10 protein-coding genes are annotated in these 13,578 nt (G+C 62.7%); 5 read left to right on the plus strand and 5 right to left on the minus strand.

The features are described 5' to 3' along the window. Nucleotides 1-19: 19 nt before the first annotated feature. The gene (locus tag KSS96_RS27115) at nucleotides 20-1,204 is read left to right on the plus strand and encodes an MFS transporter (RefSeq protein WP_065879305.1); all 1,185 of its coding nucleotides are present in this window, start codon (nucleotides 20-22) and stop codon (nucleotides 1,202-1,204) included. On the opposite strand, the gene KSS96_RS27120 is transcribed toward KSS96_RS27115, so the two are convergent. Then, on the minus strand, nucleotides 1,179-2,912 hold the full coding sequence (locus tag KSS96_RS27120) for a DUF4153 domain-containing protein (RefSeq protein ID WP_065879304.1): 1,734 nt from the start codon (nucleotides 2,910-2,912) through the stop codon (nucleotides 1,179-1,181). The two genes, KSS96_RS27115 and KSS96_RS27120, sit on opposite strands and share 26 nt — an antisense overlap. 279 nt (nucleotides 2,913-3,191) lie before the next feature. On the opposite strand from KSS96_RS27120, the gene ilvD reads away from it, so the two are divergent. Beyond that, nucleotides 3,192-5,033 carry a dihydroxy-acid dehydratase gene (ilvD, locus tag KSS96_RS27125; protein WP_003176721.1) on the plus strand — a complete coding sequence of 614 codons (1,842 nt, stop codon included), beginning with the start codon at nucleotides 3,192-3,194 and terminating at the stop codon, nucleotides 5,031-5,033. A gap of 188 nt (nucleotides 5,034-5,221) precedes the next feature. On the opposite strand, the gene KSS96_RS27130 is transcribed toward ilvD, so the two are convergent. Further along, nucleotides 5,222-6,283: a phosphorylcholine phosphatase gene (locus tag KSS96_RS27130; protein ID WP_068938094.1), complete on the minus strand. Its 1,062-nt coding sequence runs from the start codon at nucleotides 6,281-6,283 to the stop codon at nucleotides 5,222-5,224. Between the two features lie 243 nt (nucleotides 6,284-6,526). Between KSS96_RS27130 and KSS96_RS27135 the strand changes: the two genes are divergently transcribed. Then, nucleotides 6,527-7,918, plus strand: coding sequence for an L-cystine transporter (locus KSS96_RS27135; RefSeq protein ID WP_065879302.1), 1,392 nt, complete (start codon nucleotides 6,527-6,529; stop codon nucleotides 7,916-7,918). Between the two features lie 76 nt (nucleotides 7,919-7,994). Here the strand turns inward: KSS96_RS27135 and KSS96_RS27140 are convergent, their stop codons facing one another. Then, nucleotides 7,995-8,507 carry a dihydrofolate reductase gene (locus tag KSS96_RS27140; RefSeq protein WP_065879301.1) on the minus strand — a complete coding sequence of 171 codons (513 nt, stop codon included), beginning with the start codon at nucleotides 8,505-8,507 and terminating at the stop codon, nucleotides 7,995-7,997. Nucleotides 8,508-8,576: 69 nt separating this feature from the next. Here KSS96_RS27140 and KSS96_RS27145 point away from each other — a divergent pair, with 69 nt between their 5' ends. Together KSS96_RS27145 and KSS96_RS27150 are read left to right on the plus strand one after the other, a co-directional pair. After that, the gene (locus KSS96_RS27145; RefSeq protein ID WP_017530935.1) at nucleotides 8,577-9,956 is read left to right on the plus strand and encodes a DUF2868 domain-containing protein; all 1,380 of its coding nucleotides are present in this window, start codon (nucleotides 8,577-8,579) and stop codon (nucleotides 9,954-9,956) included. Further along, nucleotides 9,949-11,316 (plus strand): GTPase/DUF3482 domain-containing protein, encoded by a 1,368-nt coding sequence (locus tag KSS96_RS27150; RefSeq protein ID WP_137220020.1) that lies wholly within the window; start codon nucleotides 9,949-9,951, stop codon nucleotides 11,314-11,316. Before KSS96_RS27145 ends, KSS96_RS27150 begins: the two co-directional genes overlap by 8 nt. A 28-nt stretch (nucleotides 11,317-11,344) precedes the next feature. Here the strand turns inward: KSS96_RS27150 and KSS96_RS27155 are convergent, their stop codons facing one another. Together KSS96_RS27155 and KSS96_RS27160 are read right to left on the minus strand one after the other, a co-directional pair. After that, nucleotides 11,345-12,478 carry a TIGR03364 family FAD-dependent oxidoreductase gene (locus KSS96_RS27155; protein ID WP_017530933.1) on the minus strand — a complete coding sequence of 378 codons (1,134 nt, stop codon included), beginning with the start codon at nucleotides 12,476-12,478 and terminating at the stop codon, nucleotides 11,345-11,347. A 73-nt stretch (nucleotides 12,479-12,551) separates the two neighbouring features. After that, nucleotides 12,552-13,574, minus strand: a complete 1,023-nt coding sequence (locus tag KSS96_RS27160; protein ID WP_217855528.1) for a putative 2-aminoethylphosphonate ABC transporter substrate-binding protein — start codon at nucleotides 13,572-13,574, stop codon at nucleotides 12,552-12,554. Nucleotides 13,575-13,578: the final 4 nt, after the last annotated feature.

The raw sequence follows: 13,578 nt of genomic DNA on the forward strand, positions 1-13,578 counted from the left end.
ACTCCGGAAAATAAAAACAATGTCTGGGTCCACCCTCTCCCGCTTCACCCTCATCACCTGCATTTCCCTGATCAGCTTCTTCCCGATCAATATCCTTCTACCCTCCTTCCCCGCCCTGGCAGCCAGGTTCGACACCCCCAGCGCAGACATCGCGCTGTCGATCAGCCTGTTCACGTTGGTGTTTTCGATCTCGCAACTGGTCGCCGGCCCACTCTCGGATAAATGGGGCCGTAAGGAAGTTTTGCTTGGCTGCATCACGCTATCGATCTTGGGCGCTATAGGCTGCGCAATGGCGCCTGACTACCTGAGTTTTCTGCTGTTTCGCTCAGTCCAGGCCATGGGTTGCGGTTTCTTCGTCTTGGGACACGCACTGGTGGAAGACCTGTTCGAAGAACAGGACCGGGCCCGAGTACGCCTTTATTACATGACCTTCAGCGGTTCCTTTGTCGCCCTGTCACCGCTGATCGGCTCCTGGCTGCAAACCACCTTCGATTGGCAAGGCAGCTTCTACGGCTTCGCCTTGATGGCGCTGGGCATGTTGATCCATGCGTTTTGCATCCTGCCGTCCAGATCCGCCAGTGCGAACCACCCGTCGGTATCGATCACCAGCACACTCAAGGCGGTGGCCGCCAATCGCGATTTCCTGCGCTATTGGTGGATCGCCGCGCTGGTGTTCGCCTGCTACTTCGCCCTGATCAGCGTGACGCCGCTGATCTTCATGGACACACTCAAGCTATCGGCATACCAATATGCGCTGGTGCTGATGGTGTACGGCGGGGCTTATCTGTTCGGCGGTGTGGCGGCGTCGTATTGGCAGAAGCGTATTTCGCTGTCCCGGCAAATCAATATCGGTCTCGGCTTACTCTGCATCGCCGGCGTACTGTTGACGCTGATCCTAAGCCTGGATGCCATCACCACCGTCACCCTGCTGATCCCGATGCTGATCAGCGCCCTCGCCGTCACGTTGGTTCGGCCCGCCGCCATTTCTGCCGCAATGCTGTTGTTTTCCAGCCGTGCGGGTACGGCGGCCTCGGCGGGAAACAGCATTATGTTCCTCACCGCCGCCGTCAGCAGCGCGGCACTGGCCCAGGCGGACAATCATCTGCTGCTGGCCATCGCCTTCAGTTTCATCGGGTTCAGCCTATGGGGGCTGGTAACCAATCGCCGAGCAGGCGCGACTATCGCTCCCGAATCACTGGGGTGAGCAACATGTCGCTGGACTCCAATTGCAGGTAACGTGGCTTGGCCAACGAGACCTTCCCCGCGCGGATGTCGTGGATCAGCGTTTCAGTGTCGACGGCTCCGTCCGGCAGTTGCGTCCACAGCAAGGGGCCGCGATCGTCCCATTCACCCTTACTGTCCTGCACAAAAATGCGCGGTGGCTTGAAGTCGTGGCGGTAGCTGGTGCGGGGTATTGCCAGCACTTCGGGCCGGCCATCTTCATCGAGGTCCACTGCCCACAGTACACAGCCGGGCTCGCAGGGTGAGTCGGTGTCCAGGCTGAGTTCGGCGAACTGTTCGCTGTCTTTGGGCTGCGGCCCGATCCATTCCAGTTTGGGCTTGGGCCGCTGGGCGCGTTCTTTTTCGTACTGTTCGCTGAAACTCAGCGAGGTGTCGTCCATGCGCTCGCGCAGGGCGCGGCGTGACTCCGGGTTCAGGATGCGCTCCTGGTCCAGGTCGACCTGCAACTTCGCATAGGCCTCCTGGCCCGCCTTCTCCAAGCCGAATCGCAGGTTATGCGCATCAAACGCTTCAGCCTTGATGCGTCCGTCGAGCAAACGCCGCACCTGATCGTCGACGCTCAGGCGCACCGGGTCCAGGAGCGGCGTGTTGATCAGCACCAGCAGCCCACAGAACAGCAACGCCAGGGCCGGGTTGGTCAGCCGCAAGTTGCCCAGCCAGACCGGCGAGCGCAAGGCCACCGCCCACACCGCCGCCAGGCCATACAAGCCGCACAGCACGGCCAGTGCCAGCGCGATGAAGCGCAGTGGCGACAAGGCATATTGCTCGACCCGCAGCCAGCTTGAGTAAAACGCTAACCCTGCGAGTATCGGCAGGCACAGCAGGCTCAACTCGATAAAGTGCGTCAACCATTTGGGATACGGGCGGGGTTGCACGCCATCCTGGAAAACCCCATTGAGCAGGAACAACTGCGCCCCGGCCAGCACCAGCAGAATCGGGGTGGAGTAGCCCGTCGCCCAAATCCGCGACAGCCCGGTGAAGGGCAAGGTCAGGGTAAACAACACGCTGATCAGCGCGATCAACGGTAACAACAGACCACAAGCGCTCAACAACATGCCGCGCATCTGGCCGATAACCTTCTCGCTGCGCGCCGCCAGGTACATCCCCAGGGCGAACACCAGCGGCAGGCTGAAGCACAGGAATAGCTTGCTCCAGAAGTGATGCTCGAAAAACTCGATGCCCAGCATCAGGAACAGTTGGCCCCAGAGCTTGAGCAACAGCATGAACACCGCCACCAGAATCAGGGCGTACAGCACAATAAACACACTGCTCCAGGCTTGCAGGAACAGGGCTTCATAACGCCAGCGCTCGCCTTTGGCCGCAGGCCAGGCGAACAGAAACGTGGCGCAGACATAACTCAACACCACCAGGCTGATGACCCACGAATTGATCGCCCAGCGAGGATTGCCCTCAGGGTCAAGGCCCTGGCAGACCCACAGCGTCATGCCACCCATCAGCAAGGTAAACGCCAGCGTAGGCAGCAATGAGCGCCAATGTCGGGCTTTTTCGCCCAGCAACTGCAAGGCCGTACCACCTACCAACACAACGGTGCCGGTGACAAAAAACAGCGTCTCGCTCAAGCGATGCAGTTGTCCGGCGTAATAGCAGACGATTCCCTGGATCAGGCCGATCAGCAGGTAGAACCCTAGAAAACGGTGAATAGCGGGCATTCCAATTCCTTTGGAGCGAGGTGAGGGCAAAGGGCCGCTAGTCTAAACAAAGCCGGCGGCGCTGAGTATTGCCCCATTCCCTCCAGCCGCCAGCGGTGTAGAATCGGCCCTATTCATCGCCAGTCATCCCCCGGCGGGTTTATGAGCTCAAGGCCACTGCGCACGGCGATCCCGTAACGTTTGCGGCAACTTCCGGACACCAGTGCCATTTTTCGGGTGTTCCAGACGTCAATAGAAGCTCACTCCCCTTTGATACCGATTAGCCGCCCGGAGTGCTCCATGCCAGATTACCGCTCGAAAACATCCACCCACGGCCGCAACATGGCCGGTGCGCGCGCGCTGTGGCGTGCCACGGGGATGAAAGATGACGACTTCAAAAAGCCGATCATCGCGATTGCCAACTCGTTTACCCAGTTCGTACCGGGCCACGTCCACCTCAAGGACCTGGGCCAACTGGTCGCCCGCGAAATCGAACGCGCCGGCGGCGTGGCCAAGGAATTCAACACCATCGCCGTGGACGACGGCATCGCCATGGGCCATGACGGCATGCTGTATTCCCTGCCGAGCCGCGAGATCATCGCCGACTCCGTGGAGTACATGGTCAACGCCCACTGCGCCGACGCCATCGTGTGCATCTCCAACTGCGACAAGATCACCCCCGGCATGCTGATGGCCGCCCTGCGCCTGAACATCCCGGTGATCTTCGTTTCCGGCGGCCCGATGGAAGCCGGCAAGACCAAATTGGCCAGCCACGGCCTCGATCTGGTCGACGCCATGGTCATCGCCGCCGATTCCAGCGCATCTGACGAGAAGGTCGCGGAATACGAGCGCAGCGCCTGCCCGACCTGCGGTTCGTGCTCCGGCATGTTCACCGCCAACTCGATGAACTGCCTGGTGGAAGCCTTAGGGCTGGCCTTACCGGGCAACGGTTCCACGCTGGCCACCCACAGCGACCGCGAGCAGCTGTTCCTGCAGGCCGGCCGTACCATCGTCGAGCTGTGCAAGCGCTACTACGGCGAGAACGATGAGTCGGTGTTGCCGCGCAACATCGCCAACTTCAAGGCGTTCGAAAACGCCATGACCCTGGACATCGCCATGGGCGGTTCCACCAACACCATCCTGCACTTGCTGGCCGCGGCCCAGGAAGCCGAGATCGATTTCGACCTGCGCGACATCGACCGCCTGTCCCGTCACGTGCCGCAACTGTGCAAGGTCGCGCCGAATATCCAGAAGTACCACATGGAAGACGTGCATCGCGCCGGCGGGATCTTCTCGATCCTCGGCTCCCTGGCCCGTGGCGGCCTGCTGCACACCGACCTGCCGACCGTGCACAGCACGTCCCTGGCCGAAGGCATCGCCAAGTGGGACATCACCCAGACCGACGACGAAGCCGTGCACACCTTCTTCAAGGCAGGCCCGGCCGGCATTCCGACCCAGACCGCGTTCAGCCAGTCGACCCGTTGGGACACCCTGGACGCCGACCGTGAAAACGGCTGCATCCGCAGTGTCGAACACGCCTACTCCAAGGAAGGCGGTCTGGCCGTGCTGTACGGCAACATCGCCCTCGACGGCTGCGTGGTCAAAACCGCCGGTGTGGATGAGTCCATCCACGTCTTCGAAGGCCGCGCCAAGATCTACGAAAGCCAGGACAGCTCGGTCCGCGGCATCCTCGCTGACGAAGTGAAGGAAGGCGACATCGTGATCATCCGCTACGAAGGCCCGAAAGGCGGCCCGGGTATGCAGGAGATGCTGTACCCCACGTCGTACCTGAAGTCCAAGGGCCTGGGCAAAGCTTGCGCCCTGCTCACCGACGGCCGCTTCTCCGGCGGCACCTCGGGCCTGTCGATCGGCCATGCTTCGCCGGAAGCCGCTGCCGGCGGCGCGATTGGCCTGGTGCAGGATGGCGACAAGGTGCTGATCGACATTCCAAACCGCTCGATCAACCTGTTGATCAGCGACGAAGAACTGGCGGCACGCCGGGTTGAGCAGGACAAGAAAGGTTGGAAGCCGGTAGAGAAGCGTCCGCGCAAAGTGACTACCGCGCTGAAGGCGTACGCATTGTTGGCCACCAGCGCCGACAAGGGTGCGGTACGCAACAAAGCCATGCTCGACGGCCTGTAAGCTTCGCGCATAAAAAAGCCCCGCCAGGTGCGGGGCTTTTTTTGCCTGGAGAAAAACTCAGGACGCTGAAGATCAAAATGTGGGAGCGGGCTTGCTCGCGAAAGCGTTGGGTCAGTCATCTCATCTGTTACTGACCGGCCGCATTCGCGAGCAAGCCCGCTCCCACATTTACCGGCTTACATCCATGGTCACTGGATATCTTCCGGCTTCACGATCACCCAGTTTTTATCCGCCGTCACCGGCAGCCCTTCCTTGGCCTGCGCCGCCGCGTGCTTGGCGATCATGCCGTTGAGTTGGGTCATGTACTTGTCTTTGCGGTTGATCCACAGGTGGACGCCGCCCTTGGCCACGTCCACATCGTGGAACAGCATGTAGCCGTCGCTGGTCGGTGTGTCACCGCCGACAATCACTGGTTTTTTCCATTCGTCGATGTAGGTGAGGATCGCTGCGTGTTTGCCGGCCATCCAGGTTGCCGGGGTCCACAGGTAGGGGGTGAGTTCCAGGCCGAGGTTGGCCTTCTCGTCATACTTGCCGGCGCTGATCTGCTTGCGGGCGGTGGTCAGCTCGCCGGTCTTGCGGTCCTTGAGCAGGGTGGTCACGCCGATGACGTTTTCGGGTTTGACGTTGTAGCCGTACTTCGGATCGGCGGCGACCATGCGCACCAGCTCCTCGGAAGCGGCCGTCATCACATACACCTCGATGCCGTTTTCCATCAGCTTGTTGTACAGCTCGGCCTGGCCGGTGAAGACTTTGGGCGGCTGCACCTCGGATGTCTTCACCGCGTCGCCTTCAAAATAACTGACCGGCACCGGCTTGCCGGAGGCCATCAGCTCATCCACCTGAACCTTGAGTTCCTTGAGGGTGAAGCCAGAGAACACCTGGGCCACCCACGGGTAGCAGACCATGTCGTCCACTTCGCACAGGCGATAGTAGTAACTGAACAGGCTCTCTTTGTGGTCGGCGGTGTCTTTGAACGGCATCAGCTTGAGCGAAGGGTCAAGGCTCTCGCGGGTGATCAGGCCCTTGTTTTCCATGTAGGGCAGCAGGGACTCTTCGAGGTCGTAGCGATAGCTGGTGTTGTCCATGTCGAACACCGCGAAGTTACCCTTGTTGGCGTTGGCGGCGATCATTTCATTCAGTTGCTTGGCGGCGGGTGCCGGCCAGTGTTTCAACTCGGTGGCGGCAAACGCCTGGCCGGCGAGCCCCAGGCAAAGTGCGGCGGATACCAGTAGTTTCGGCGCGAGCTTCATAGGCGTTGTCTCCCTCAAGTGAAAGACATCGACGCTAACAAATCCCTGTGACAGTTCCCGTGTCGAGCACGACAGTACGCGTCCTGATCCCGCCAGCGGCATACGCCTGAGCGCCAACCACTTATTCCAAAAACGACAGTCGCCATTCCATATCGGTATTAAATCATTATATTTCAAGCTGTTAGGCTTCCCGGTTCGCAATCGCAGGCTCACGCGATTGGCTGCCTTCTCAACGGAGCTTCAATGAATCTGCCCCTGATTCTCAATTTATTGGTGTTCGTGGCCCTGTTGCTGGGCCTGGCACAAACCCGCCGTACTAACTGGAGCCTGGCCAAGAAGGTGCTGTTCGCCCTGGTGCTGGGCGTGCTGTTCGGCGCGGCGTTGCACACGATCTATGGCGACGGTAACCCGGTGCTCAAGGCCTCCATCGGCTGGTTCGATCTGATCGGTAACGGCTACGTACAATTGCTGCAAATGATCGTGATCCCGCTGGTATTTGCCTCGATCCTCAGCGCGGTGGCACGCCTGCATAACGCGGCGTCCCTGGGCAAGATCAGCTTCCTGACCATCGGCACGCTGCTGTTCACCACCGCGATTGCGGCCTTGATCGGCATCGGCCTGACCAACCTGTTCGGCCTCACCGCCGACGGCCTGGTGGCCGGCACCCAGGAAATGGCGCGCCTGCAAGTAATCCAAAGTGATTACGCGGGCAAGGTCGCCGACCTGAATATCCCGCAGTTGCTGCTCTCGTTCGTGCCGGCCAACCCGTTCGCCGACCTGGCCCGGGCCAAGCCGACGTCGATTATCAGCGTGGTGATTTTCGCCGCGTTCCTGGGGGTTGCCGCGCTGCAACTGCTCAAGGACGACGTGGAAAAGGGCCAGAAGGTGCTCAATGCCATCGACACCCTGCAAGCCTGGGTGATGCGCCTGGTGCGCCTGGTGATGAAGCTGACCCCGTACGGCGTATTGGCGCTGATGACCAAAGTGGTCGCCGGCTCCAACCTGCAAGACATCATCAAGCTCGGCAGTTTTGTGCTGGTGTCGTACCTGGCTCTGGGCCTGATGTTCGTGGTGCATGGCCTGCTGCTGTCGCTGGCCGGGGTCAACCCGCTGCGGTTTTTCCGTAAGGTCTGGCCGGTGCTGACCTTTGCTTTCACCAGCCGCTCCAGTGCGGCGGCGATTCCGCTGAGCATCGAAGCGCAAACCCGTCGCCTGGGCATCCCGCAGTCCATCGCCGGCTTCGCCGCCTCGTTTGGCGCGACCATCGGCCAGAACGGTTGCGCCGGTCTTTATCCTGCGATGTTGGCGGTGATGGTGGCGCCCACCGTGGGCATCAACCCACTGGACCCGCTGTGGATCGCGACCCTGGTGGCCATTGTGACCCTGAGTTCGGCCGGTGTGGCGGGCGTGGGCGGCGGTGCGACGTTTGCCGCGCTGATCGTGCTGCCGGCGATGGGCTTGCCGGTGTCACTGGTGGCGCTGCTGATTTCCGTGGAGCCGCTGATCGACATGGGCCGCACGGCCTTGAACGTGAATGGTTCGATGACGGCCGGGGCGATCACCAGCCAGATCATGGGGCAGACGGATAAAGCGTTGCTGGAGGCCGATGAGCATGCGGAGTTAGCGCAGGCCTGATAGACCGCTATCGGGGGCAAGCCCCCTCCCACATTTGGAATGCATTTCAATGTGGGAGGGCTTGCCCCCGATGCTTTTAGGCCCTCTTCCAAACCTCAAAGTTGTAGGCCGGCTTATCACCTTCAGCTGGGTTCGGCAGGTTGGAAACCAGCGTCCACTGGTTCGCATCAAACGCCGGAAACCACGCATCGCCCTCAGGGCTCAGCGCCACCCGCGTCAGATACAGGCGATCCGCCTGTTCCAACCCCTGCGCATACAACTGCGCACCGCCGATCAGCATCAGTTCATCCACGCCCTGCTCCAGCGCCCAGGCTTGCGCCCGCTCGACCGCCGCGTCCAGTGACGGAAAAACTTCCGCACCTTCCAGCATCAGGTCGGTCTGACGGCTGACCACAAGGTTCAAGCGCCCCGGCAAGGGTCGGCCCAGGGAATCCCAGGTCTTGCGCCCCATGATGATCGGCTTGCCCAGGGTGGTGGCCTTGAAATATTTGAAATCCCCCGGCAAATGCCAGGGCATGCGGTTATCGACGCCGATCACACGGTTTTCACCGAGGGCTGCGATCAGGCTTAAAGGGAGAGTTTTTTTCATGGCGACGAGAATACCAGAGCTGCAAGCCAGCGGTTATGCTCCAACCTCACTTGCTCAACAGGACGGCGCGTGACTGCACTGACTCCCCTGCACACACTCTGGCTGACAGAAACCGTGCGCCTGCGTGAAGAACACGCCGGCCCCCTGGAAGACCAGGAAGCCAACCGACTGGCCCGCACGGCCGGCGGCGACCTGCCGGCGCGCATCCAGCACCGCGCCCTGCACTTGGCCGAGCGCGATGGCCTCAGCGCCGCCCTCACCCGCTGGCTGCAAGGTGCGCGGCTGGCGCTGGTGTTGCTGGCGATCGTTGCCGTTGTCAGCGGCGCCGGCCTGGCCTTTGCCGCGCTGGGCAACGGCCAGGCCCCGGTGAACGTGTTCTGGGCCCTGGGCAGCCTGCTCGGCTTGAACCTGATCCTGCTGCTCAGTTGGGCCCTGGGCCTGCTGTTTGCCGGCGAGCACAGCGCCAGTCTCGGCCGCCTGTGGCTATGGCTCAGCGAAAAACTGGCGCGTGACGCCAAGGCCGCGCAACTGGCGCCGGCGTTAGTGCTGTTGTTGCAGCGCCAAAAGCTCAATCGCTGGGCCGTCGGCGCGCTGGTCAACGGCCTATGGCTGCTGGCGTTGCTCAGTGCGTTGGTGATCCTGCTGACGCTGCTTGCCACAAGGCGCTACGGCTTCGTGTGGGAAACCACCATCCTCGGCGCCGACACCTTTGTCGCCGTCACCCAAGCCCTCGGCACCCTGCCTGCCTGGCTCGGCTTCAACGTGCCGACCGTCGAGATGATCCGCGCCAGCGGCGACTCGGCACTGACTATCGAAAACGCCCGCCAAGCCTGGGCCGCCTGGCTGGTGGGCGTGTTGCTGGTCTATGGCCTGCTGCCAAGGTTGATCCTCGCCCTGCTGTGCCTATGGCGCTGGAAACGCGGGCGTGCCGCGTTGCGCCTGGACCTGAACCTGCCCGGCTACAGCCAATTGCGCGAACGCTTGATGCCGAGCAGCGAACGCCTCGGGGTCAACGACGCCGCCCCGGAACACCTGCACCCCGTCAGCGGCGGCGTGAGCGAACTGCAAAGCGACGGCGCGCTGGTGGTGGCGATCGAACTGGACGATCAACGCCCCTGGCCGCCCACATTGCCCGGCAACGTAAAAGACGCCGGCATTCTCGACAGCCGCGAATCGCGTCACAAACTGCTGGAGCAACTCACGCGCTTCCCGCCCGCGCGCCTGGCCATTGCCTGCGACCCTCGTCGCTCGCCGGATCGCGGCAGCCTGGCGCTGATCGGCGAACTGGCGCGCAGTGCCGGGGCCACCCGCGTGTGGTTGCTGCAAGCGCCACCGGGCCAGGCGCTGGACGCCGAGCGCCTGGGCGATTGGCACACCGCGCTGCAACAGTTGCAGCTGCCGTTTGCCGACTGCGCGCCGCTGAACTGGCTGGAGACCGGTCATGACTAAACCGCTGAAACTCGCCGTGGTCGGCCACACCAATGTGGGCAAGACCTCGCTGCTGCGCACGCTGACCCGCGATGTGGGCTTCGGCGAGGTCTCCCATCGCCCCAGCACCACGCGGCATGTGGAAGGCGCGCGCTTGTCGGTGGAGGGCCAAGCCCTGCTGGAGCTGTACGACACGCCCGGCCTGGAAGATGCCATCGCCCTGCTCGACTACCTGGAACGCCTCGACCGCCCCGGCGAACGCCTGGATGGCCCGGCGCGCCTCTCACGGTTCCTCGAAGGCAGCGAAGCCCGCCAGCGTTTCGAGCAAGAGGCCAAGGTATTGCGCCAACTGCTGGCCTCGGATGCCGGCCTGTATGTGATCGACGCCCGCGAGCCGGTGCTGGCCAAGTACCGTGATGAGCTGCAAGTACTGGCCAGTTGCGGCAAACCGCTGCTGCCGGTGCTCAATTTCGTCAGCAGCAGCGGGCACCGCGAACCGGAGTGGCGCGAAGCCCTGGCCCGCCTTGGCCTGCATGCACTGGTGCGGTTTGACAGCGTGGCGCCGCCGCAAGACGGCGAGCGTCGCCTGTATGAAAGCCTCGCCTTGTTGCTGGAAAACGCACGGCCGCAATTGGAACGCTTGATTCTGGATCAAGAAGCCCAACGCCAGGCCCGCCAGCAAAGCGCCGCGCAGTTGATTGCCGAGCTGTTGATCGATTGCGCCGCGTGCCGGCGCAGCGTGGTCACTGAAGATGAGCCGCAAGCCATCAGCGAGTTGCGTAAAGCCGTGCGCCAGCGCGAACAAAAATGCGTGGAGGCGTTGCTCAAGCTGTTCGGGTTCCGCCCGCAGGACGCTGCCGCCAACGATCTACCGCTGCTCGACGGCCGCTGGGGCGATGACCTGTTCAACCCGGAAACCCTCAAGCAACTCGGCGTGCGCGTGGGCGGTGGGATCGCGGCCGGCGCGGCGGCCGGTGCCGGCGTAGACCTGCTGGTCGGTGGCCTGACGCTGGGCGCTGCCGCCTTAGCCGGTGCCATCGCCGGGGGCGCGCTGCAAACCGCGCGCGGTTATGGCAGCCGCCTGCTGGGCAAAATCAAAGGCCAGCGCGAGCTGACCGTCGACGACAGCGTGCTGCGCCTGCTCGCCCTGCGCCAACGCCAATTGCTCAAAGCCCTGAATCTGCGCGGCCACGCGGCGATGCACAGCATCAAGGTCGACACGCCCCAAGACAAAACCTGGCGTGAAGGCAAGTTGCCGGACGCGCTGCACAAGGCCCGCGCCCATCCGCAGTGGTCGTCCCTCAACCCTCACGCCAGACTGAGCCAGGCCGAGCGTCAGGAACAGATCGAAGCATTGGCTCAGCGCCTGGACGAATCCTGATCGGCTGCCATCACCTGTTCCCGATGCATCACGCCTCGCCCCATAACGCGCGGATATTGCGCTCGGCCATCGCCGGCCCCACGCTCATGCCCACCCCGGTGTGCATCAACGCCGCGCTCACGCCTGGCGCCACGCGCACGAACGAGAACGGCCCCGGCCCGCGCGCGCCATACACACCCTGCCAACGCTCCACCACTTGGATCGTGCAGCCCAAGGTCTGCTCGGCCAGTTCAATCATCCAGTCATCGACCTGCTCGGCATTGAACGGCGACGCATCGCTGCCGTAGTCGTGGGAGTCGCCGATGATCAGTTCGCCATGGGGCGTCGGGCTGATCAGCAGGTGAATCCCGTGCGCCTGCAGGTGCGGGGCTTCACGCAGGATCTGCGCCTGCACCGGCGCGGCTTCCGGCAGGTCGGCGAAGGCGCCGTAATGCACGCAACTGAGGCCCGTGAGCAACGCATGTTGCAGGTTCAGGTTAAGCGCCGGCCGGGCCCGCAGCATTTGCAGGCGGCAGACGTGCGGGTTGAGTTCGGCCAGCGCCTCGGCCAGCAGGGTTTGGTAATCGTGGCCGGAGCACACGATGATCTGCTTGCCGCGAAAACTCCCCGCCGTGCTGTGCAACTGGCCCGGCTCGACGTCGCGCACCAGGGTGGAAAAATGAAACTCCACGTCAAGCTGCTGGCTCAGGTAGTGGATCAGCGCCGGGATGGCTTCGCGCGAATACAGTTGCTGATCGTCCTTGCCATGCAGCGCCGCGCGGTGATGACGAAACTGGCCGCCATACAGATCCCTCAGCGCCGCGCCTTGCAACAGCTCGACGTTGTAGCCGTGCTGCCGTGCGCGCCCGGCGCAGAAAGCTTCGAGCAGGTGCTCTTCGGCTTCGGTGCGGGCAAACAGGTACGCGCCCTTGCGCTTGAGTTGCAGGCCTGCCACCTGCGCCCAATGGCCCCAGATTTCGCGGCTTTCCCGTGCCAGGTCGAGCATCGGCCCAGGCGGCTGGCCGGTGACCAATGCCTGGCCGAAGTTGCGCACTGACGCGCCCAACGGCGTGGCGCTGCGCTCGAACACCTTGACCTTTAGGCCGCGCTTGGCGGCGGCATAGGCGTGGGACAGGCCGAGGATGCCGGCGCCGACTATCAGCAGGTCGCTGTGGTGTGTCATGAAGTGATGTCCTGAATTCGAAGCCGTCATCGGGGGCAAGCCCCCGATGAGGCCATCAGCCCTAACGAAAACCTTACTGACCGGCCACCTTCTCCGACTTGCCGTCATAACGCTTGCGCCACTCAGCCAGGATGCTGTCGCGATGCTTCGAGGCCCAGGCAAAGTCGTTCTTGATCAACCGCTGCTCGTAATCGGCCGGCAATTCGGTTTGCGGCTTGGCGATACCCGGCTGCGCGAGGACGGCGAAGTTGTCCTTGTACAGCTCCATCGCTGCGGGGCTGGCGGAGAAGTCGGCGAGTTTTTTCGCGGCCTCGGCGTGGGCGGTGCCCTTGATCACCGCCGTGGCTTCGATCTCCCAACCCAGGCCTTCCTTCGGCAGGATGATGTCCAGCGGTGCGCCCTGGCGCTTGAGCTGTACGGCCGGGTATTCGAACGAAATACCAATCGGGAACTCGCCGGAAGCCGCCAGCTTGCACGGCTTGGAACCGGAGTGGACGTACTGGCCGATGTTCTGGTGCAAGTCGTCCATGTACTGCCAGCCCTGCTTCTCGCCGAAGGTCTGCAGCCAGGCACTCACGTCCAGAAAGCCGGTGCCCGAGGACGCCGGGTTAGGCATGACGATCTTGCCCTTGTACTCAGGCTTGGTCAGGTCCTGCCAGCTCACCGGTTTGGTGAGGCCCTGCTTCTCGGCTTCGACGGTATTGAAACAGAGGGTCGCGGCCCACACGTCCATGCCGACCCACGCCGGTGGGTTGGCGGCGTCGCGGTAGTTTTTGCCGATCTTGTCCAGGTCCTTGGGTGCGTAGTTGTCGAGCATGCCCTGCTGGTCGAGGATCGCCAGGCTGGAGGCAGCCAGGCCCCACACCACGTCAGCCTGCGGGCGGTCTTTTTCGGCCAGCAGTTTGGCGGTGATGATGCCGGTGGAGTCGCGCACCCATTTGATCTCGACGTCGGGGTTGGCCTGTTCGAAGGCCTTTTTGTAGGTCTTCAATTGCTCGGCTTCGAGGGCCGTGTACACGGTGAGTTCGGTCTTGGCGAAGGCATTCAGGCTGAATGCGCTAAGCACGACAACGACCAGGGCCAATGGCTTGAACATGGAG

It is taken from the genome of Pseudomonas asgharzadehiana, from assembly GCF_019139815.1.
GTDB classification, from domain to species: Bacteria; Pseudomonadota; Gammaproteobacteria; order Pseudomonadales; family Pseudomonadaceae; genus Aquipseudomonas; species Aquipseudomonas asgharzadehiana.